This is a genomic window from Cytobacillus kochii (assembly GCF_020171845.1).
In the GTDB taxonomy this organism is placed as follows: domain Bacteria; phylum Bacillota; class Bacilli; order Bacillales; family Cytobacillaceae; genus Cytobacillus; species Cytobacillus kochii.
In genome coordinates, this window is the sequence record NZ_JAIVAM010000005.1 from 102,227 (window position 1) to 123,117 (window position 20,891).

Annotated in this window: 22 protein-coding genes; all 22 read right to left on the minus strand. The window is 39.8% G+C overall.

Annotated features, from left to right (window positions below):
* Positions 1 to 8: 8 nt before the first annotated feature.
* Positions 9 to 1,040: a stage II sporulation protein D gene (spoIID, locus tag LCM23_RS09510; RefSeq protein ID WP_224936744.1), complete on the minus strand. Its 1,032-nt coding sequence runs from the start codon at positions 1,038 to 1,040 to the stop codon at positions 9 to 11.
* Positions 1,041 to 1,502: 462 nt separating this feature from the next.
* The gene (gene murA / locus LCM23_RS09515) at positions 1,503 to 2,819 is read right to left on the minus strand and encodes a UDP-N-acetylglucosamine 1-carboxyvinyltransferase (RefSeq protein ID WP_095371609.1); all 1,317 of its coding nucleotides are present in this window, start codon (positions 2,817 to 2,819) and stop codon (positions 1,503 to 1,505) included.
* Positions 2,820 to 2,852: 33 nt separating this feature from the next.
* Positions 2,853 to 3,602: a YwmB family TATA-box binding protein gene (locus LCM23_RS09520; protein WP_224936745.1), complete on the minus strand. Its 750-nt coding sequence runs from the start codon at positions 3,600 to 3,602 to the stop codon at positions 2,853 to 2,855.
* Between the two features lie 220 nt (positions 3,603 to 3,822).
* Positions 3,823 to 4,059, minus strand: a complete 237-nt coding sequence (locus LCM23_RS09525; protein WP_224936937.1) for a DUF1146 family protein — start codon at positions 4,057 to 4,059, stop codon at positions 3,823 to 3,825.
* Between the two features lie 209 nt (positions 4,060 to 4,268).
* Positions 4,269 to 5,768, minus strand: a complete 1,500-nt coding sequence (gene nuoN / locus LCM23_RS09530; protein ID WP_224936746.1) for an NADH-quinone oxidoreductase subunit NuoN — start codon at positions 5,766 to 5,768, stop codon at positions 4,269 to 4,271.
* A 7-nt stretch (positions 5,769 to 5,775) separates the two neighbouring features.
* Positions 5,776 to 7,269 (minus strand): complex I subunit 4 family protein, encoded by a 1,494-nt coding sequence (locus LCM23_RS09535; protein WP_224936747.1) that lies wholly within the window; start codon positions 7,267 to 7,269, stop codon positions 5,776 to 5,778.
* Positions 7,269 to 9,134 carry an NADH-quinone oxidoreductase subunit L gene (gene nuoL / locus LCM23_RS09540; RefSeq protein ID WP_224936748.1) on the minus strand — a complete coding sequence of 622 codons (1,866 nt, stop codon included), beginning with the start codon at positions 9,132 to 9,134 and terminating at the stop codon, positions 7,269 to 7,271. Before nuoL ends, LCM23_RS09535 begins: the two co-directional genes overlap by 1 nt.
* 48 nt (positions 9,135 to 9,182) lie before the next feature.
* Positions 9,183 to 9,497 carry an NADH-quinone oxidoreductase subunit NuoK gene (gene nuoK / locus LCM23_RS09545; protein ID WP_095371603.1) on the minus strand — a complete coding sequence of 105 codons (315 nt, stop codon included), beginning with the start codon at positions 9,495 to 9,497 and terminating at the stop codon, positions 9,183 to 9,185.
* The gene (locus LCM23_RS09550; RefSeq protein WP_224936749.1) at positions 9,490 to 10,005 is read right to left on the minus strand and encodes an NADH-quinone oxidoreductase subunit J; all 516 of its coding nucleotides are present in this window, start codon (positions 10,003 to 10,005) and stop codon (positions 9,490 to 9,492) included. The genes nuoK and LCM23_RS09550 overlap by 8 nt, the downstream gene beginning before the upstream one ends.
* Positions 10,002 to 10,421 carry an NADH-quinone oxidoreductase subunit NuoI gene (gene nuoI / locus LCM23_RS09555; RefSeq protein WP_224936750.1) on the minus strand — a complete coding sequence of 140 codons (420 nt, stop codon included), beginning with the start codon at positions 10,419 to 10,421 and terminating at the stop codon, positions 10,002 to 10,004. Before nuoI ends, LCM23_RS09550 begins: the two co-directional genes overlap by 4 nt.
* Positions 10,422 to 10,436: 15 nt before the next feature.
* Positions 10,437 to 11,444 (minus strand): NADH-quinone oxidoreductase subunit NuoH, encoded by a 1,008-nt coding sequence (gene nuoH, locus LCM23_RS09560; RefSeq protein WP_095371600.1) that lies wholly within the window; start codon positions 11,442 to 11,444, stop codon positions 10,437 to 10,439.
* Positions 11,444 to 12,544, minus strand: coding sequence for an NADH-quinone oxidoreductase subunit D (locus LCM23_RS09565; RefSeq protein WP_224936751.1), 1,101 nt, complete (start codon positions 12,542 to 12,544; stop codon positions 11,444 to 11,446). Before LCM23_RS09565 ends, nuoH begins: the two co-directional genes overlap by 1 nt.
* 6 nt (positions 12,545 to 12,550) lie before the next feature.
* Complete coding sequence (locus LCM23_RS09570) at positions 12,551 to 13,729, minus strand: NADH-quinone oxidoreductase subunit C (protein WP_224936752.1); 1,179 nt, start codon at positions 13,727 to 13,729, stop codon at positions 12,551 to 12,553.
* A 1-nt stretch (position 13,730) separates the two neighbouring features.
* Positions 13,731 to 14,243, minus strand: coding sequence for a NuoB/complex I 20 kDa subunit family protein (locus LCM23_RS09575; RefSeq protein ID WP_157733862.1), 513 nt, complete (start codon positions 14,241 to 14,243; stop codon positions 13,731 to 13,733).
* A complete protein-coding gene (locus tag LCM23_RS09580) occupies positions 14,234 to 14,608 on the minus strand; it encodes an NADH-quinone oxidoreductase subunit A (protein ID WP_095371596.1) in 375 nt (124 codons plus the stop codon). The genes LCM23_RS09575 and LCM23_RS09580 overlap by 10 nt, the downstream gene beginning before the upstream one ends.
* 442 nt (positions 14,609 to 15,050) lie before the next feature.
* The gene (locus LCM23_RS09585) at positions 15,051 to 15,458 is read right to left on the minus strand and encodes a F0F1 ATP synthase subunit epsilon (protein ID WP_224936753.1); all 408 of its coding nucleotides are present in this window, start codon (positions 15,456 to 15,458) and stop codon (positions 15,051 to 15,053) included.
* A 22-nt stretch (positions 15,459 to 15,480) separates the two neighbouring features.
* Positions 15,481 to 16,902 (minus strand): F0F1 ATP synthase subunit beta, encoded by a 1,422-nt coding sequence (gene atpD, locus LCM23_RS09590; protein WP_224936754.1) that lies wholly within the window; start codon positions 16,900 to 16,902, stop codon positions 15,481 to 15,483.
* A gap of 32 nt (positions 16,903 to 16,934) precedes the next feature.
* Positions 16,935 to 17,795, minus strand: a complete 861-nt coding sequence (locus LCM23_RS09595) for a F0F1 ATP synthase subunit gamma (RefSeq protein ID WP_224936755.1) — start codon at positions 17,793 to 17,795, stop codon at positions 16,935 to 16,937.
* A gap of 145 nt (positions 17,796 to 17,940) precedes the next feature.
* Positions 17,941 to 19,449 (minus strand): F0F1 ATP synthase subunit alpha, encoded by a 1,509-nt coding sequence (gene atpA / locus LCM23_RS09600; protein WP_095371592.1) that lies wholly within the window; start codon positions 19,447 to 19,449, stop codon positions 17,941 to 17,943.
* A 24-nt stretch (positions 19,450 to 19,473) separates the two neighbouring features.
* On the minus strand, positions 19,474 to 20,010 hold the full coding sequence (locus LCM23_RS09605) for a F0F1 ATP synthase subunit delta (protein ID WP_224936756.1): 537 nt from the start codon (positions 20,008 to 20,010) through the stop codon (positions 19,474 to 19,476).
* Positions 20,007 to 20,525: a F0F1 ATP synthase subunit B gene (locus LCM23_RS09610; RefSeq protein ID WP_224936757.1), complete on the minus strand. Its 519-nt coding sequence runs from the start codon at positions 20,523 to 20,525 to the stop codon at positions 20,007 to 20,009. Before LCM23_RS09610 ends, LCM23_RS09605 begins: the two co-directional genes overlap by 4 nt.
* A gap of 131 nt (positions 20,526 to 20,656) precedes the next feature.
* Positions 20,657 to 20,869, minus strand: coding sequence for a F0F1 ATP synthase subunit C (atpE, locus tag LCM23_RS09615; protein WP_095371589.1), 213 nt, complete (start codon positions 20,867 to 20,869; stop codon positions 20,657 to 20,659).
* Positions 20,870 to 20,891 lie beyond the last annotated feature (22 nt).

Below are 20,891 nucleotides of genomic sequence, written 5' to 3' on the forward strand. Positions count from 1 at the left end.
TTTTAAACTTACTTTTGTGCAGTTAATTTTGCCACCATCGTATCAGATTCACTAATTTTGATTCCTTTATAGTAATAAGAAACAATTTCTTTATATGATTTACCTTCTTTCGCCATACCGTTTGCACCATACTGACTCATGCCAACCCCATGTCCATACCCTTTTGTTTGTATATTAATCTGATCACCATTTCTCTTCAGGGTAAAGTCAGTTGATTGCAACCCTAATTTCATTCTAACATCTGTTCCTTTAATCATGGTTCCATTAATATCTACTTTCCCTATTCGATTACCATCTGTTTTCTCAACAATTTTAGCAACAGTTTGACCCGAAGGTACTTTCACATTTAACTTTTTTTCAAATTCGGATACAGGGATAGAGATTTGATCAGCAAATTTTGGTGTATCAATGTCCCAGGGGCTTTTGACACTTTTTAAATACGGCGTGGCATTCGCCCAAACATTTTCCGCATTTTCCGTATAGCCATTACTTGTTGAGAAGAACGCTGCTGTTATAGGATTACCATCATAGGTAAGAATTTGCCCACTTGTTTCTTGAACTGCTTGCGTAATTTTCTCGATTTTCCAATCATAATCGGACTTCCATATTTTCTTGAGCTCTTCTTTGTTTTTAAAAACTTGATCATCAGTGGAATCAGTAATCATGGCACCATCTGGTAATGAGCCCTCATCTGCCAGTAGATGCTGCATGGTATACGTTCGCGCTGCTAGTGCTTGTGCCTTCAACGCCTCTAACTCAAACTCAGCAGGCATCTCAGAAGCAACAACCCCAATAAGATAGTCTTCAAAAGCAAATGTCTCCACTTTTTTGGCATCGGTGCGATAAACTGCCACATCAACTGCAGGTTCCATCGAGTTGAAAGGCGTTGCCTCCTCCTTCTTCTTCTCCGCAGTCACAGCCTCCCGATTCTCTTGCTTCTCATCATTTCCGAAAGGAAGAACTACTAGTAAGGCTGGAATAATTAATACAAGTGTAAAGAGTACTGCTGATAGTACGATGAATGGTTTGAATTTTGTCATATGCTAGCCTCCATCAAGATTCACGTCTCATTCAATCATATGGTCGAAATAGAGCCATTATGACAAAATCCCACTATTGAATTTCTCTAGTAAAGTAGCTATTTCGTATGTAATGGTAGAGATAGAGAACCGAGAGAAAATGGAGTGAGGGCTTTTTACGAGAGGTAAATGTTCACCTTCACTATGGTAATGAATAGTTTTGAGTCCACAACCAAATCATAGATAGAGTCCTACAACACTTAAAAAAATTTGTGGATGAACTTCTGTCTTTTTTCGCCCACACATCTTGATGGTTTTGTGAACTCTATTTGTGCGCATTTCCTGTTTGCCACACATCTCATCAGTTTTATACACTCTGTGCGCCCACACATTACTTATCTCACATATATGTACATCTGCATTTTCATCCTTAGCCCAAAAAAAAACCACTCATCTTTAAAAAGATGAGTGGTTCAGCCATTTTTAGGCATTCAAATCAGTAATGATGGTTTGTTCAGTTGTAGACATATCTTCGTCTGCTTCAGTCACACGTTCAATGTCTGCACCTAAGCTCGCTAGTTTCTTATGGAAATCGACATAGCCACGGTCAAGATGTTTTAATTCTGTTACACGTGTTATGCCGTCTGCTACAAGTCCTGTTAAGATGAGAGCAGCTGCAGCACGTAAATCGGTTGCGGCAACTTCTGCACCTTGTAGGTTGGATGGTCCTTCCATAATAACAGAGCGACCTTCGATTTTCACATCTGCATTCATGCGACGGAATTCTTCCACATGCATGAAGCGGTTTTCAAATACAGTCTCCGTAATAACACTTGTGCCTTTGGCATGAAGCAATAGTGCCATCATTTGAGATTGCATATCTGTTGGAAAACCTGGGTGAGGCATCGTTTTGATATCTACAGCTTTAAGCTCTGACGGGCCGATGACGCGAACGCCTTCTTCCTCTTCGATAAACTGAACGCCCATTTCTTCCATTTTTGCAATTAAAGATGTCGCATGTTCTGGTACAGCACCTTTGACAAGAACATCGCCGCCTGTAATGGCTGCTGCTACCATAAATGTACCTGCTTCAATTCGGTCTGGAATAATATGATGCTCAGCACCAAATAATACATCCACACCTTCAATACGAATCGTTCCTGTTCCAGCACCACGAACTTTTGCACCCATTTTATTAAGGAAGTTCGCAAGGTCCACAATTTCTGGCTCTTTTGCTACATTTTCTAGAATCGTTGTACCCTTTGCTAATGTAGCGGCCATCATAATATTTTCTGTTGCGCCTACGCTAGGAAAATCAAGATATATTTTTGCACCATGTAGTTTTCCTTCTGGAGCTTCTGCTTCAATAAAACCGTTGCCAACCTTAACTGTTGCACCCATTGCTTCAAAACCCTTTAAATGTTGATCTATCGGGCGTGAACCAATCGCACAACCGCCTGGCAATGCTACTCTTGCTCTTCCATTTCTCGCTAATAGTGAACCCATGACTAAAACAGATGCACGCATTTTTCGAACATATTCAAATGGTGCTTCTACTTTTAACTCTCTAGATGCATCAACAGTTACTGTATTGTTATCAAACCCCACTTCGGCGTTTAAAAAACGTAATACTTCATTAATTGTATATACATCGGAGAGAGTTGGGACATCACGAATTACGCTTTTTCCATCACTTGCTAACAATGTTGCAGCGATTACCGGTAAAACAGCATTTTTTGCGCCTTCTACTTTGACTGTGCCACTTAACCGATTTCCGCCGCGGACGATGATTTTTTCCAAAGTGTATTCCCCTCCGCGTCCATTTTCTCTATATTAATATTCAATCGTTATGATGGGTGTGCCGATAACAATAGTTGTCTTAGCGCCCAACCCTTCTTTTCTTAAGCCAATTTGTAAATTCATATCTTTGCCATCCGTTGTAACAGACTCTTTGAACATAGGTGAATATGCCGATGTCGAAATAAATTGCTCTTCTTCTAACGCTTCTATTTCTTTCGCATTAAATGTGGACAATAATCCGTTCATTTGTTCAAGCATAGACTCCCTCATATTACCATCATAATGACCAATGATACAAGAGAAAATATTGGGTTTTTTAGTAAAAATGTCAGACATCTGACTTTTCATATAGTTCCCCATATTTTCCTGGATACTGCCTTTGTAGCCAGCACCTTTCGCCTCATAAATGACATACGTTTGTACATTGTTTTTTGTGTCGGTTGAAAGTATTTTTATCGTTTCAGTCAGATCATTTTTTTTAAGCGTCCCGATGACTTCATATCTTTCTTGAGATTCCTTTTGGACAGACCATTTCCAGTCTGTAAAACTCTTTTTCATCTCTTTAGTATATGCTTTTACTTCTGCAAAGGTTTGTAATGTTTCCAAGTTTTCCCTTGCATGAACTGACCATTCTTGAATCAAAATATTCTCGTCCTGTACAGTTTGAGCGATTTGTATTAGTGAAAGCTCTTCTACAGATGCTGCATCCGAATGATTGCCGAAAATAATCCAAACTAACCCGACAATTCCCATTATAGAAAATATAAATGAATACTTCTTCATTTAAACTCCCTCCCTTACTACCATTGTTACCAAAGGAGAGATCCGCATACTTGGGAATTATCGTCACATTTTGACATCCACTAGTTGAGTGAAGATTAAGTCAGTTTATATGTATAGTTTTAAGAAAATTTATAGCAACATCATGCATTGTACTCAAACTTTGAGCAAATGAAAACATGTACGAAGACCTATATTTCAGGTCTATTTTTTGACAAATGGATTATTGCAAAATAAATGGAAGTTGTTGAGACCAAAGAAGATAATCAAGCACAAAGTTACCGACAATCGATCCAAGTGCGATCGATAACAATACATATAATACCCTTGCTTGGAAAACATGGTTCGCCTTGATCCACGTATCAATTTTAATCGCTTGCAAAGCATACCAAGCTACAGCAATAAATATTAAATGTACAATAATACTAACCAATGCCTGTTGGCCAAATCCAGAGATCACATGACCCACTCCTTCAATCAAAAACTACACCATTTATTTTAACTCAAATCACCTTCAGAAAGATAGCACACACCCTCTTAACAATTGACGTTTTTGTTTCACTTTTCGTTTCACCTAAATTTATTTTTCCATAATTTACTTTACTTTAAGCCCTTTGCTTTCCATAAATTAAAAAGAAGAAGGAGCTCTCCCTTCTTCTATACCCGTTTCTACTGTAAGAAATCATAAAATGATAAAAAATTTTGATGGAGGAAATCATAAGCTAATTGTGGAAAAACGCCAAGTAGTATTGTCATCATCACGCAAATACTTATGATAACGCCATTCAACTTCTTCCCACTCATTTGAAAAGTATGATTCGCTTCTCGGAAAAAGGCGTAAACAATCAACTTAAAATAATATATATAAGATATCACCGTAGTGGCGATTAGAATAACAGCTAATAGATAATGCGTTGGTTCTGTGCTTAATGCGCCTAGAAAAATATTCAGTTTGCCAATAAACCCTGATGTTCCAGGTATTCCCGCTAACCCTAGCATAGTAAGTGCGAGTGCAACAGCTAAAAGGGGAGCGCGTTTGGAAAGCCCAGACAATTGCTTTAACTCTTCAATATTCATTAATTGTAATAAGGAAAAAACAGCGATTGTCATAAATAAATAGGCGGTTAAATAAAACCAAATCGTCTCTACCATAAAGGCTGAGAAAGCTGTTACCGCAACTAATAAATATCCCGCATGCGCAATGCTTGAATAAGCAAGCATCCGCTTAATCTTCGTTTGCCTTAGAGCCACTAAATTCCCCCATATCATCGTCACGGCAGCAAGAACGGCTAAAAAGTTTTGCAGCGCCATTAATAAAGAAGAATTGTTACTCACATCCGGAATATGATAAAAAACCGTGATGAACATTCGAATGATTAAAATAAACCCTGCTGCTTTTGAAATAATACTCAAAAAAGCGGTAACTGGTATCGGCGCTCCTTCATAAACATCTGGTGTCCACATATGAAAAGGTGCTGCAGCGATTTTAAATGATAAACCAACTAAAATCATTAGAAAAGCTAGTGCTAATAAAAATAGATGTTGAGTATTCGTTAACTCTTGAAGCCTACCAGCCATTTCTAAAATATTGGTTGTCCCAGCAATCCCATATAAATAACTCATGCCGAACAAGGTAATAGCTGTGGCAATTCCTCCATTAATGACATATTTCATTGCTGACTCGTTTGAAGGGAGATGCTTCTTTCTTATTCCTACTAATATATAGGATGATAAGGTCATTAGCTCTAAACCTACAAAAAGAGTAATTAAATCCGCACTGGAGGACATAATCATCGCACCAAGTAATGCTACTAAAAATAAATAGAAAAACTCTCCCCTGAACTCCGTTAATTTTTCTTTCGGTTCATAAGAAATAGCTAACAACAACACAAAGCCTGCTGCAACTAATAACACTAATTTAAAAGCAATCGCAAAGGAATCTAATCGGAAGGTGTCATAAAGGATCGCAAAAGGTGTGTCCCCTATGAGTGTAAGTAAAAAGATTAAAGCTGCAATGATACTTCCTACACCAAGCCAACCGAGCCATTTCCGATGAAACGATCTCGGTAGAAATAAATCTAGGAGGGATAGTAGAGTAGCTGTACCAAGAATAATAAATTCTGGCACCATCGCATGCCAACTAAATGATAATAATGTATCAAGATCCATTTTTATTTCACCCCCCTAATCCAATGATGATTGATTTTAAAGTTGAACTGATAATATCCGGATAAACACCAATACCAACAATACACAAAAGCAAAATAATTGCTGGCCAAATCTCTAATGGCGTCATATCTCTTACCCTTTTCGCCTTCTCTTGTTGGCCAAAAGTAATCCCTAGCACTGCTCGTAATATATATACAGCCGTCAATATAATGCCTAAACATGCGATTACTGCAAGCACTGGCCATTCTTGGAATAGACCTAGGAACGCGAGAAATTCCGCGACAAACCCTGACATACCGGGTAAACCTAATGAGGCGAGACCTGCTACTAACAAAAAACCTGAAGCGATTGGCATTGTTTTCGCTAGCCCATTTAAATCATCCATGGAACTAGATTGATATCTTTCATAAAAGATGCCGATAAGATAGAAGAATAAGGCGGCAATTAACCCATGTGAGACCACTTGGAACATCGCTCCTTGTATCCCCGCTTCATTTAATGCAGCCAATCCGATAAGCACGATACCCATATGCGAAATCGATGAGTAAGCTAAAATTTTTCTCAGTTCTTTTTGGGATAATGCTAAAAATGCACCATAAAGCAAGTTGATTACACCGAGTATCCCCAGCCATAAAGTGAGCGATTGAAACTGGTTAGGAAAGAAACCTAAACCAAAATGGATGAGACCATAGGCGCCAATTTTCAATAGTACACCTGCATGAAGCATGACAATTGCTGCTGGCGCTTCAGAATGAACCTTAACCATCCAGCTGTGAAACGGCCAAATAGGAAGCTTAATCCCAAAGGCAATGAATAAGGCAAGCAACAAGCCCGTTTTCACTTTTGGCGAAAAAACCGTTCCATCATCCGCACTTAAAATAGACATTAAGGCCTCGATATTCGCTGTACCTGTTTTGGCAAACAATACCATGATGACAACTAAAAGGATTGCTGACCCAATCCCGTTATAAATGAGCAAAGAGAAGGCTGTTCGTTCTTTTTCATATAGCCCCCATTTACCTATTAAAAAGAAGGTTGCCACTAATGTCACTTCAAAAAAGATAAAGAATAAAACTAAGTTCTCAGCAGCAAACACCCCGAGCATGCCAACTTCTAATAATAGGAATAGCATGTAATATCCTTTCCACCCTGCTTTGATCTGAAATGAAGCAAAAGCGGCTAACGTAGAGAGTAAGGCAGTTAATAACAATAGAGTAAGAGAAAAACCGTCTACTCCTAATTCATAATCAATACTGTATAATTTGCCAAAGACTTCGGGATTACCAAATTGCATCCAACTTAATTTCCCGGAATAACTAACTAATTCTACACCCATCTTAGATGAGATAATTAAGTAGATTGATAGAAAAAGAGAAGGAAGGGTACTAAGTATAGCGACTGTTTTAATCGTTTTCTCCTTCGTTTTTGCAACCAGTGTTAATAATAAGAGACCGAGAAGGGGCGCAAATACAATAATGCTCAATATAAACGGAAATCCCACTATAAGCCACCTCCTGTCAATGCAAACACTACAATCAGAATGGCTAACCCAACAAAAGCAACCGTCCCATACAATTGAGTCTGCCCATTTTGGAACTTTGAACCAAGCATGCTCAACTGTCTTATTGTGATGGTTACGAGAGAAATGAGACCTTCAATCAAATAAACCTCCACGAAATGTAGTACTTGACTTACGAAGCGGCTACCTTTAACAAAGATATACTGATACACTTCATCGATATAATATTTATTCACTACCAGCTGATACGTATAAGGAGCTCTTGATGTAAACCAATCTCGGGAAATAACTTTCTTACTATACATTAACCAAGCAAGCAAGATACCTAAGAATGCTACAACCGTGGCTACAATCATCACCCAAAGCGGACCATCAAGATGACCATGTACATTTGCAGCTATGCCCGTTGTTAACCAATCTCCTAAAAATGTTCCGAACCAAGGGGTTTGTATATAACCAGCAACAATCGCTAACAAAGCAAGAACCAGCATGGGAACAGTCATCCAATTGGATGATTCTTTGACCATTGAATGCTCTTTCTTTTCTTCTCCACCAAATACTAAGAAAAATAGGCGGAACATGTAAAATGCAGTGAAGAAAGCAGCAACGATTGCAAGTGTGAATAATAAGTAATGACCACTCACCCAGGCAGACACTAATATTTCTTCTTTACTAAAAAACCCTGATAATAAAGGTACTCCACTAATCGCCATTGTCCCGATTAGAAAGAATGGCGCAGTCCATTTCATCTTCTTCCATAAGCCACCCATTTTCTCAATATCTTGGGTATGAACAGCATGGATGACACTACCAGCAGCTAAAAACAATAGTGCCTTAAAAAAGGCGTGTGTTGTTAAATGGAAAACACCTGCCACGTAACCTCCCACCCCTAATGCAAGCATCATATAACCTAGCTGACTTACAGTAGAATACGCTAATGCTCTTTTAATATCTTTTTGGGTCATCCCAATCGTTGCAGCAAAAATGGCGGTAAAACCACCCACAATAGCTATGGTAAGCATGGCCACCTCACTATAGGCGAATAACGGATAAAGCGCTGCTACAAGGTAAACACCAGCTGCTACCATTGTGGCAGCATGGATTAAAGCCGATACAGGCGTAGGTCCTTCCATCGCATCAGGTAACCACGAATGCAACGGGAACTGACCAGACTTCCCAACGGCTCCGATAAAGATAAGAATAGCTGTTAAGGTAGCCATCGTTTCTGATAGATCACCCGCTGAGATAGCAGCAAAAATCTCATCATACTCAAAGCTCCCTACTTGCCAAAAGAGAAGAATCATACCAATGAGAAGGCCGACATCACCAATTCTCGTCATGATAAATGCTTTCTTGGCAGCTACTTTTGCCTCTTCTTTATAAAAATAAAAACCAATTAATAGAAATGACCCAACGCCCACAAGCTCCCAGAATATATATGTTTGTAATAGATTGGGAGAAAGAACAAGTCCAAGCATCGCAAAGGTGAATAGTCCTAAGTAGGAGAAAAATACTGTTATGCGCTCATCTCCCTCCATGTATGCCTTTGAATACATATGTACGAGGAAGCTAACGAGCGAAACAATGACAAGCATTAGGGCATTTAATTGATTGACCTCAAAGCCTGCAGTCAATTGAGTCTCCCCTATGGTTAGCCATATGAACTCTACCTTTACATTTTCCTGTGTGAAACGCGCAAATAAAACCAGTAAGGCACATATAAAACTAACCAAGGAAAGAATTACTGCGAAATCAATTTGCCCTCTCCGCCACTTCCTTCCAAAAATAAGTAGCACTAAGAAGGAGAAAAGCGGAAAAAGCGGTATGATCCATGCAATCTCCATCATTTCTTCATGTCCCCTTTTATTCATACGAATGACGTATGTTCATTCAAGCTAATTTTTCAAAGAGTTGTAATCATCTACATTGACGGATTTACGGTTTCGATAGATAGCTATGAGGATAGCGAGCCCAACTGCCGCTTCAGCCGCAGCAACTGCAATGGCAAAAAGGGCAAATATTTGACCATCTATTGAAGGCATCATGCCATACTTACTAAAAGCAACGAGGTTAATATTAACCGCATTTAACATTAATTCAATGGCAATAAGTACAATGACAGTATTCTTCTTCGTTAATGCCCCGTATAATCCGATACAAAAGAGGATAATGGCTAGAGTTAAATAGGCAGATAACGGCACACTACTCACGTTCTTCCCCCTCCTTATCATCCCGTTTCGCTAACACTATCGCACCAATAAGAGCGACGAGTAAAATAACCGAAGTTAATTCAAAAGGAATAATATATTTCGAATAAAGGGCAATCCCTATTTGCTCTGTATTATTTTCATGCAATGAAGTGGATGGTTCCCCAAGTTCAAGTTGGTATATACCTAAGTAGAAGACGAGCCCGAACCCAAGGATGGCAAGAAAGATGAGAAATTTTCTAAAGCCTCCTCCACTCGTCTCGCTCTTGTCATTATGACGCGTTAACATAATGCCAAAAAGCATCATAATTGTGATTGCACCTGAATAGATGAGGATTTGAACTACTGCAATAAATTCTGCAGAAAGCATGACGTAAATGCCAGCAATACTAATGAAAGTAAAGACGAGAGCGACGACCATATGAACAACCTTCGTTAAGTTGATCATCATGATCCCACCGCCTATAGCGATGAGTGATAAAACAATAAATATGAAAAACTCGCCGCTCATGCCTTATTCTCCTTTCGTAATTGGGTATCATTTTCATCCAACCACACAAGATCTTTAAATAATTCATCACGGCTATATTCTGCGAGTTCAAACTGATTTGTCATAATGATTGCCTCAGTAGGACAAACTTCCGTACATAAATCACATAGAATACAAATTTCGAAATTTATATCATACGTATCAATAATTTTCCCCCGCTTACTTGAATCGGGATGCTTTTTCCCCGTGAGTGTAATGCAATCTGTCGGACATATATTGGCACATTGATTACAGACGATGCATTTTTCTGGGTAAAATTTTTGAATTCCCCTAAAGCGATCGGGAAGTGGTAAGGGTTCATTAGGATAATCATAGGTTAGTTTCTTGCGCGTCATATTTTTCAACGTGTATTTCAATCCTTTTGCTAATCCAAACATACCTTTGTCACCCCTTTAAAATAGATTGATCCATTCTTTTAATAATGCAGTGAGGAAGATATTCGCAATTGCTACTGGCAATAATACCTTCCAGCCGAACTCCATTAGTTGGTCGGCACGTATCCTTGGGAAAGTAACACGGAACCAAATAAGCAGAAAGATAACAACCATAAATTTAAGCGCAAACCAAACGGCTCCCGGTATAAACCCTAAATAGGGTAATGGTAGCCAACCACCTAAAAAGACGACAGTTATTAACGCTGACATTGCGAACATATACACATACTCAGCTAACATAAAGAACGCCCAACGAAAACCGGTATACTCAACAAAATAACCTGCAACAAGTTCCGACTCCGCTTCAGCCAAATCAAACGGCACCCGATTCAATTCAGCTACTGCTGCAATAAAGAAGACGATAAAGGCAATCGGTTGCCAAAGAATATACCAGCCATTTTCTTGTGCTAACACAATATCATTTAAATTCATACTTCCTGTCAGGAGAATGACACCAATGACCGACATAACTAGTGGAATTTCATATGATATCATCTGTGCGGCTGCCCTCATTGCCCCCATTAATGCATATTTATTATTCGAAGCCCACCCTGCGGTCACAACTCCGACAGTCGTAATACCAGAGACAGCAATATAATAAAGCAAACCAACACCGATATCAGCGAATTGAAATCGATCAGTGAATGGAATGATTGCTAAAACCATAAAAGCAGGTGTAAAAGCAATTAACGGCGCAAGAATAAATAATGGTTTATCTGCTGCTCGCGGAATGGCATCTTCCTTAATCAGTAGTTTCAAGACATCCGCAACTGTTTGTAATAGCCCCCATCTTCCTCCTACTTGGTTAGGCCCATGCCGCAATTGCATAAAGCCCATAACCTTTCTTTCTGCTAAAATGGCATAAGTGACAAAGCCTAGAACAATAAATAACAGCAGAACCGTTAATGCAAAATAAATGAAGAAATGGAGCCATGTCGCTTCAGAGGTTAATAATCCTTCAATCATTATCCGTCCACCTCCCCAAGCACGATATCAATTGCGCCAAGGATCGCGATTAAATTAGCCATATTCTGTCCAACTAGTAACTTCGGTAAGATTTGCAGATTATAAAAAGACGGCCGTCTAAATTTCAGACGATATGGCTCTTTCTTACCTTCACTGGCAATATAACAACCGATCTCTCCTCGAGGAGACTCAATGCGTACAAATGCTTCTCCTTTAGGCGGTTTAATGACTTTAGGAACCTTACCCATGACTTCACCTGTTTCAGGGAATTGCTCCACTGCTTGCTCGAGTATCCGTAAACTTTGTTCTATTTCCTGGATACGCACTTGGTACCTTCCCCATGCATCACCTGTATCTGCTGTACATATTTCAAAAGAAAAACGGTCGTAAATGGAATAAGGTTCACTTTTCCGTAAATCCCAAGCAAGCCCAGTACAACGTAAATTGGCTCCGCTTAAGGAATAGTCCATTGCCTCTTCTTTTGTGTATTGACCGATACCCTTTACACGATTAAGGAAAATTTCATTCCCGGTTACGAGATCTCCGTAACCCGCTAACTGCTCTCTCATGTAAGGAATAAACGCCTTTACTTTTTCTATCCAACCGTCTGGTGCATCCCACTTCACTCCGCCTACTCTCATATAATTAAATGTCAGACGGCCACCTGAGATTTCATTTAATAAATTAATGATCATTTCTCTTTCTCTAAAAGCGTATAAAAATGGACTTGTCGCCCCTAAATCAAGCAAATATGTACCCCACCAAACAAGATGACTAGCAATTCTACCGAGTTCCATCGTGATGATGCGAAGGTATTCCGCTCGTTCAGGAATGTCTAGCTCCATCATCGTTTCAACTGCATGGCACAGCACATAATTATTTGTCATCGCGGCCAAGTAATCTAAGCGATCTGTATAGGGAATGATTTGTGTATATTGTAGGTTTTCAGCTATTTTTTCTGTTCCTCTATGGAGATAACCGATGACTGGTTTGGCATCAATAATCATTTCTCCATCTATTTTGATAACAAGACGAAAAACGCCATGTGTACTGGGATGCTGTGGTCCCACATTTAATAACATCTCTTCTGTTCTAATCATTGCCTTTTACACCTCCACATCATAAGGTTCATAATCCTTGCGGAGAGGATGACCAACCCAATCTTCCCCAAGCATAATGCGATGTAGGTCAGGGTGGTTGGTAAATTGAATACCAAGGAGGTCATATGCTTCACACTCTGGCCAGTTCGCACCTGGCCATATAGATGCAATAGAATCAACCCTTGGATTTTCACGATCCATTTTCACTTTCAAAGCGACAGACTGCTTATTTTTAAAGGAGTATAAATGAACATAAATCTCCATATATGTTTCAAAATCAGTTCCATGTAATTCTGATAAAAATTCAAAATGAAGACCACTATGTTGTTTGAATAACAAGGCAAGGGAATAGTAATGTTCTAGCTTAACAACAATAGTTGGCACATGCTTGCTCATACGATTAATATAGGAATCTTCTAAAATATCATCTTTGTAGTGTTCTTTTACAATGTTGAGGTAACGATCTAAGATTGGTTGTTGAGGTGATGGTGTGATAGGTTCTGGCTCTTCTGTTTCTTTTGCTTGAGTTGTTTTCCCTCTTGCCTTTGCTGCTGTAGCTGCCTTTGCTTTAGCGACTGCGATCGCTTTAGCCTTCTCTGAATCGCCACTTTCATTCGCGTTCTTTGCCTTTCGTTTCGCTGCAGCGGCTGCTTTTGCTTTGGCAATAGCGATTGCCTTTTGTTTTTCTAAGTCTTGGTTTGATGTTGAATCTGTTTCTGTTCCTTCTGTCTCTTTTGCTTTTTTCTTTGCTAATGCGGCTGCTTTTGCCTTAGCGGCGGCCGCCGCTTTTTGCTTTTCTAGGTCTTGATTGGAGGTTGGCTCTGTTTCTGTTCCTTCTGCTTCTTTTGCTTTTTTCTTTGCTAATGCGGCTGCTTTTGCCTTGGCGGCGGCCGCTGCCTTTTGTTTTTCTAGATCTTGATTGGAGGTTGGCTCTGTTTCTGTTCCTTCTGCTTCTTTTGCTTTTTTCTTTGCTATTGCGGCTGCTTTTGCCTTAGCGGCGGCCGCTGCTTTTTGTTTTTCTAGATCTTGATTGGATGTAACATCATCTTTTGTTTGGTTCACTTCCGATACTGAGTCATGCGATTCTTCTTTTTTCTTTTCCCTCTCTTCCCGTTTTCTTTGTGCAGCTGCTCTTGCTTTTTCCGCTGCTTCCTTTTTTAACCGCTCTTTATCTTTTTCATCCAAGTCAGATCACCCGCTTTCCTGTTTTCGCCTCATAACGGATTTTTGCCTTTAACTTATTGACACCGTAAATGAGTGCTGCAGGATTAGGTGGACAACCAGGTATGTACACATCAACTGGGACCACTTGGTCTACCCCTTTTACAACAGAATAAGAATAAACATATGGACCACCTGCAGTCGCACAAGAGCCCATGGCAATCACCCACTTCGGTTCAGGCATTTGATCGTAAAGCCGCCTAATGACTGGAGCCATTTTTTTCGTGACGGTACCAGATACAATCATGACATCAGATTGTCGTGGAGAAGTGCGGAAAAAAGAGCCAAAACGATCGAGATCATAGTGAGAAGAACCCACACCCATCATTTCAATGGCACAACAGGCGAGCCCAAACGTCATCGGCCATAATGAATTACTTCTAGCCCATCCTTTTAGCTGCTCTAATGTAGACATGAATATATTACGCTGAATTTCAGCCATTTCCTTTTCACTCATTTGGTCTAATTTTAAATCCATTTCAGCACCTTCTTTTTCCAAGCATATATTAAACCTATCACTAACATAAACACGAAAATCAGCATCTCTATTAAAGCAAATATGCCTAATTTTTCATATGCTACGGCCCATGGATATAAAAACACAGTCTCCACATCAAAAATGACGAAAAGAAGAGCAAACATGTAATAACGAACCGTGAATTGTACCCTTGAGTCTTGAAAGGGATCAATTCCACTTTCATAAGTAGTATACTTATTCTCATTTGGTTGATATGGTCGCAATAATTTCCCGAAAAATAGAGCAACTAATGGTAATAGCACACCGATAATTATAAAAGAAAGGACTATCAAATAATTATTTTGATACAGATGCCATAATTCCAATATCATCCCCCCTGCAATAATAAAATTATTCATAATTTTTAAAATGTAATCGGATACATTATAACATTCCTGCCATATTCTGTCGATAATCCAAAGATCAATTCCACCTGTCCTTACTCATTTATATGACAAGTTGTTTAGGATATATCTTTTTTACTCAATCTTATTTGAAAAAATGATTGATTGTTGCTTTTGTTATCTTGAAATGAGAATGTGAATGATGGATAGAGTTGGGAGGAAATCGTTCGAATATAGCTTTGTGTCAAGGATGAACGAAGGAAACAGGGTTGGGAACTGATTTTAGACTCTTTTAAGAAATCCTCAAACCAAAGGGATTTCATCACATGAAGGGATTTAATATTTAGTCGCACTAATTCGTACATAAAAAAACACGAGCCAAATCCTGCTTCAGCAGCAGCATTTTGGCTCGTGTTCGTGATGATTATATATTTCTCTCCGAAACATTGATACGATTCATCGCACGTTTTAGTGCAAGTTCTGCACGTTTGAAGTCGACGTTTTCACGCTTTGTTTCATTCAAACGTTGTTCTGCACGATCTTTTGCACGTTTGGCACGATCAAGATCGATATCAGTCGCTTGTTCCGCAGATTGCGCTAAAATCGTTACTTGGTCCGGACGTACTTCGAGGAAACCACCGCTAACAGCAACCAAATCAGATTGATTTTCTTTCTTTAGACGGACAGCTCCAATTTGTAACGGTGCAACCATAGGGACGTGACCTGCTAAAATACCTAGCTCTCCACTTTCAGCTTTGGTACTTACCATTTCCACATCGGATTCATACACCGGGCCATCGGGAGTAACAACACTGACTTTAATCGTCTTCATTTTTTACCCTCCTGGTCCTAAATTATACCTCTACGCCCATTTTTTTAGCAGCTTCAATTACTTCTTCAATACGACCAACTAGACGGAAAGCATCTTCTGGTAGGTGGTCATATTTACCTTCAAGGATTTCTTTAAATCCTTTAACAGTTTCTTTTACAGGAACATAAGAACCTGGTTGGCCTGTAAATTGCTCTGCTACGTGGAAGTTTTGAGATAAGAAGAATTGGATACGACGCGCACGTTCAACGATAAGCTTATCTTCGTCTCCAAGCTCATCCATACCTAGGATCGCGATAATATCTTGAAGCTCTCTGTAACGTTGTAATGTTTGTTGTACAGTACGAGCTACTTCATAATGCTCTTCACCAACTGTTTCAGGTGAAAGTGCACGTGATGTAGATGCTAATGGATCCACGGCAGGGTAAATACCCATTTCAGATAATTTACGCTCTAAGTTTGTTGTCGCATCTAAGTGAGCGAAAGTTGTTGCTGGAGCCGGGTCAGTATAGTCATCGGCAGGTACATAAATCGCTTGGATTGATGTAACAGATCCAACATTCGTTGAAGTGATACGTTCTTGTAATTTACCCATTTCAGTAGCAAGTGTTGGTTGGTAACCAACGGCAGATGGCATACGACCAAGTAGGGCAGATACCTCAGAACCTGCTTGCGTGAAACGGAAGATGTTATCCATGAAGAAAAGAACGTCTTGTCCTTGCTCATCACGGAAATATTCAGCCATTGTTAAACCAGTTAGGGCAACACGCATACGTGCTCCAGGCGGCTCATTCATTTGTCCGAATACCATTGCTGTTTTCTTAATAACGCCTGAGTCAGTCATTTCATAGTAAAGGTCATTACCTTCACGTGTACGCTCACCAACACCAGCGAATACAGAAATACCACCGTGCTCTTGAGCGATGTTATTGATTAACTCTTGAATTAAAACGGTTTTACCAACACCGGCACCACCGAATAGACCGATTTTACCACCTTTGATGTAAGGAGCAAGTAAGTCTACTACTTTAATTCCTGTTTCAAGAATTTCTACTTCTGTAGAAAGTTTTTCGAATGTAGGTGCTTCTCTATGAATAGAGTCACGACGAGCATCACCCGTAATGGCTGGATCCAGGTCAATTGTATCACCTAGTACGTTAAATACACGGCCAAGAGTGATATCACCTACTGGTACAGAGATGGCTGCACCTGTATCTAATACTTCAGTTCCACGTTGTAAACCATCTGTTGAAGACATAGCAATTGTACGTACAGTGTCATCACCTAAATGAAGGGCAACTTCAAGGGTTAAGTTGATTCCAACTTCAGATTCGTTACGCGAAGTGTTATCAATTTGCAATGCGTTATAGATTGCTGGTAATTGACCGTTTTCGAACTTTACGTCAACAACCGGACCCATAACTTGAAGAACGCGTCCTTTGTTCATCTTTTTCCCTCCTAATAAGAAATGCTATTTAATTATTCTAGAGCAGCTGCTCCACCGACAATTTCAGTAATCTCTTGAGTAATTGCAGCCTGACGCGCACGGTTATAGCTTAAGTCTAATGCATTGATTAGATCTTTCGCATTATCCGTAGCATTCTTCATCGCTGTCATACGCGCGGCATGCTCACTAGCTTTACTATCTAATAATGCACCATAGATTAAGCTTTCAGCATACTGAGGTAGCAATACTTTCAAAATTTCTTCAGCGGAAGGCTCAAATTCATACGAAGTTAACTGGTCTGATCCACTAGAAATGTCTGTTAGTGGTAAGATTTTTTTCGATGTTACTTCTTGAGTAATTGCGCTGACATAGTGATTGTAATAAATGTATAGCTCATCATATGTTTCATCAGAGAACATACCAACCGTTTTAGTTGTTAAGTCTTTGATTTCAGCAAATGATGGCTGGTCTGCTACGCCGACGATATCGACGATTACATTCATCCCTTTTCCTTTGAAGAAATCAACGGCCATTCTACCAATCGCTATTATCGCAAACTCATCATTAGACTTATGTCTTTGTTGAATTGTTTGGTTAACGGCTTTTAGAACTCTACTGTTAAATGCCCCAGCTAGTCCACGGTCAGATGTAATGACGACATAACCCGTTTTCTTAACCGGACGGCTCACTAACATTGGATGTGATGCATCTGCACTACCAAGTGCAATAGAAGCTGTTACCTCTTGGATTTTTTCCATATAAGGTACAAATGCTTTTGCATTCATTTCCGCACGAGTCATCTTTGAAGCTGATACCATCTGCATAGCTTTAGTAATTTGACTTGTTTTCTTCGTAGAATTGATTCGGTTCTTTATATCACGTAATGATGCCACAGGTTCTCACCACCCTTATACTTAAGTGTGTTTGATTGGTTAGCGCGTAGGCTGTCCAACCCTTATATTTCATTAGATCCTGTAAAAACAATGCATGAAAAGGCAGGAAGGGACAACAATCCCATCCTGTCTAACTCTGCAATGATTATTCAGAAACCACAAACGTTTTCTTGAATTCGTTAATTGCAGCTGCCATATCTTCATCAGCCGGAAGGCCTTGAGTTGTAGCGATATGGTCAAGCAATTCTTTATGATTTTGATCTAACCAAGTAAGATATTCTTCTTCAAAACGACGGATATCTTCAACTGGAATATCATCAAGGAAACCACGAGTTAACGCATAAAGAATCGCAACTTGCTTTTCTACTTTAAGTGGTTTATTAAGGTCTTGTTTAAGAACCTCAACTGTACGAGCACCACGGTTTAACTTCGCTTGTGTTGCTGCATCTAAATCTGAACCAAATTGAGAGAATGATTCAAGTTCACGGAATGAAGCAAGGTCTAGACGTAATGTACCAGCTACTTTTTTCATTGCCTTGATTTGTGCAGAACCACCAACACGTGATACAGAAAGACCTGCGTTGATCGCTGGACGAACACCAGAGAAGAATAGGTCAGACTGAAGGAAGATTTGTCCGTCAGTGATAGAAATAACGTTTGTTGGAATATAGGCAGAAACGTCACCTGCTTGTGTTTCAATGAAAGGTAGCGCAGTGATTGAACCGGCACCTTTTGCGTCACTTAGTTTAGCTGCACGCTCTAAAAGACGGCTGTGCAAGTAGAATACATCCCCTGGATATGCTTCACGACCTGGAGGACGACGTAATAATAATGAAAGTTCACGGTAAGCAGATGCTTGTTTTGTTAAGTCATCATAAACAACTAGTACATGTTTACCGTTATACATGAACTCTTCACCCATTGCTACCCCAGCGTATGGTGCTAAGTAAAGTAATGGAGCTGGTTGAGATGCAGATGCAGTTACAACAATCGTGTAATCTAGTGCACCTGTTTTACGTAATGTTTCAACAGCATTACGTACAGTTGATTCTTTTTGACCAATTGCAACATAGATACAAATCATATCTTGGTCAGCTTGGTTTAAAATGGTGTCGATTGCAACAGATGTTTTACCTGTTTGACGGTCACCGATGATTAACTCACGTTGACCACGACCGATTGGCACTAATGCGTCAATCGCTTTAATACCTGTTTGTAATGGCTCATGTACAGATTTACGATCCATAACACCTGGAGCCGGTCCTTCAATCGGACGAGTTTTTGTTGTATTGATTGGTCCCATTCCATCAACAGGGTGTCCAAGAGGGTTTACAACACGGCCAATAAGTTCTTCACCTACTGGTACCTCCATGATGCGTCCTGTGCGGCGTACTTCATCGCCTTCTTTGATCTCTGTGAATGGTCCTAAAATAACAATACCGACGTTACTTTCTTCAAGGTTTTGCGCCATACCCATAACGCCATTCGAAAATTCAACAAGTTCGCCAGCCATGGCGTTATCTAAACCATGAACACGCGCGATACCATCACCTACTGAGATAACTGTACCGACATCACTCACTTGAATTTCCGACTGATAACCTTCAATTTGCTTTTTTATCAGCGCACTGATTTCTTCAGCTTTGATGCTCATGAGTTTCACCCCTATCTACGAATCTTAGCCTAACAATTGTCGCTCAAGTCTATCTAGCTTGCCACGTAAGCTGCCATCGAAAATCTTGTTTCCTATGCGAAGCTTGACACCGCCCAATAAATTTGAATCAACGATATTTTCTATACGAAGGGATTGCTTGCCCACTTTAGCTGCAAATGTTGCAGATAAAGCGCTTCTCTCTTCATCAGTTAAAGGACGAACAGAGTAAACTTTCGCTTCAGCAATTCCTTTTTGCTCATCTGATAGGTCTAAGAAATGCTCGACCATACCGGTGATTTCATCTTCACGATGACGCTCCACCATGATGAGTAAAGTGTTTATCACATATGTGTTAACAGATGCAAAAGCTTCTTTTACGATCTCTTTCTTTTTTTGAATAGAGAGCTTAGGAGTCTTTAGCACTGCTTTAAATTCAGAGTCATGATTCACTACGTCTTTCACTGCACGAAGCTCATCTTCCATTTGGTCAAGAAGCTGATGTTCATTCGCAAGCTGGAATAGAGCTAACGCGTAACGTTTTGCCACTATTGAGCTCGTCATTGCTTCTCGCCTGCCTCTTGAATATATTCGTTAATTAGTTTTTCTTGATCGGCTGCACTTAATTCCTTCTCAATGACTTTCGAAGCAACTAGGACAGATAATGAAGCAACTTGTTCACGAATAGCTGATACAGCTTGTTCTTTTTGCTGCTCGATTTCAAGTTTTGCAGAATTTTTCAAACGATCGCCTTCAGCACGTGCCGCAACAATTATCTCTTCGCGTTGCGCTTCACCTTGCTTTTTCGCGCTTTCAATTAACGTTTGCGCTTCTGTACGCGCTTCTTTTAATAGAAGTTTTTGCTCTTCTAGTAATTTCTTCGCCTCTACACGACTTGCTTCTGCTGCTTCAATTTCACCAGCGATATGTTCTTCACGTTGGTTCATGATTCCCATAAGTGGGCCCCATGCAAACTTTTTAATTAAAGCTAACAAAATGATGAACATAATCAATTGGAATACGATGTCGCCACCATTAAAGCCGCCAGATGCACCTAATACATAACTATCTAATAACACCCTCGATTCACTCCCTTCAAGAGACGTTCACTTAAGGTCAAACTATTTTAAAGTCATTCGATTGATTTTCACATAAAGGAAAGGCGAAGGTCCACTTGTGATGATCTTCGCCATTTTACAAATACAAAAAATTAGCCACCGATAACCATGAATGCGATAACTACGCCGATGATCGGAATCGCCTCAACTAACGCTACCCCGATGAACATAGTAGTTTGAAGCATACCACGAGCTTCTGGTTGACGTGCCATACCTTCAACTGTTTTTGAAACGATTAATCCGTTACCAATACCTGCACCAAGTGCTGCTAAACCGATTGCGATTGCTGCTGCTATAAGACCCATTATTTGTTTCCTCCTTAAAATT

Bases quoted from the DNA above. Each gene is read 5' to 3' on its own strand.
- spoIID (WP_224936744.1), bottom strand. From the start codon at position 1,040: ATGACAAAATTCAAACCATTCATCGTACTATCAGCAGTACTCTTTACA.
- LCM23_RS09520 (WP_224936745.1), bottom strand. From the start codon at position 3,602: ATGAAGAAGTATTCATTTATATTTTCTATAATGGGAATTGTCGGGTTA.
- nuoN (WP_224936746.1), bottom strand. From the start codon at position 5,768: ATGGATCTTGATACATTATTATCATTTAGTTGGCATGCGATGGTGCCA.
- nuoL (WP_224936748.1), bottom strand. From the start codon at position 9,134: ATGATGGAGATTGCATGGATCATACCGCTTTTTCCGCTTTTCTCCTTC.
- LCM23_RS09550 (WP_224936749.1), bottom strand. From the start codon at position 10,005: ATGAGCGGCGAGTTTTTCATATTTATTGTTTTATCACTCATCGCTATA.
- nuoI (WP_224936750.1), bottom strand. From the start codon at position 10,421: ATGTTTGGATTAGCAAAAGGATTGAAATACACGTTGAAAAATATGACG.
- nuoH (WP_095371600.1), bottom strand. From the start codon at position 11,444: ATGATTGAAGGATTATTAACCTCTGAAGCGACATGGCTCCATTTCTTC.
- LCM23_RS09565 (WP_224936751.1), bottom strand. From the start codon at position 12,544: ATGATTAGAACAGAAGAGATGTTATTAAATGTGGGACCACAGCATCCC.
- LCM23_RS09575 (WP_157733862.1), bottom strand. From the start codon at position 14,243: ATGGATTTAAAATTAGACCAAATGAGTGAAAAGGAAATGGCTGAAATT.
- LCM23_RS09585 (WP_224936753.1), bottom strand. From the start codon at position 15,458: ATGAAGACGATTAAAGTCAGTGTTGTTACTCCCGATGGCCCGGTGTAT.
- atpD (WP_224936754.1), bottom strand. From the start codon at position 16,902: ATGAACAAAGGACGCGTTCTTCAAGTTATGGGTCCGGTTGTTGACGTA.
- atpA (WP_095371592.1), bottom strand. From the start codon at position 19,449: ATGAGCATCAAAGCTGAAGAAATCAGTGCGCTGATAAAAAAGCAAATT.
- LCM23_RS09605 (WP_224936756.1), bottom strand. From the start codon at position 20,010: ATGACGAGCTCAATAGTGGCAAAACGTTACGCGTTAGCTCTATTCCAG.
- atpE (WP_095371589.1), bottom strand. From the start codon at position 20,869: ATGGGTCTTATAGCAGCAGCAATCGCAATCGGTTTAGCAGCACTTGGT.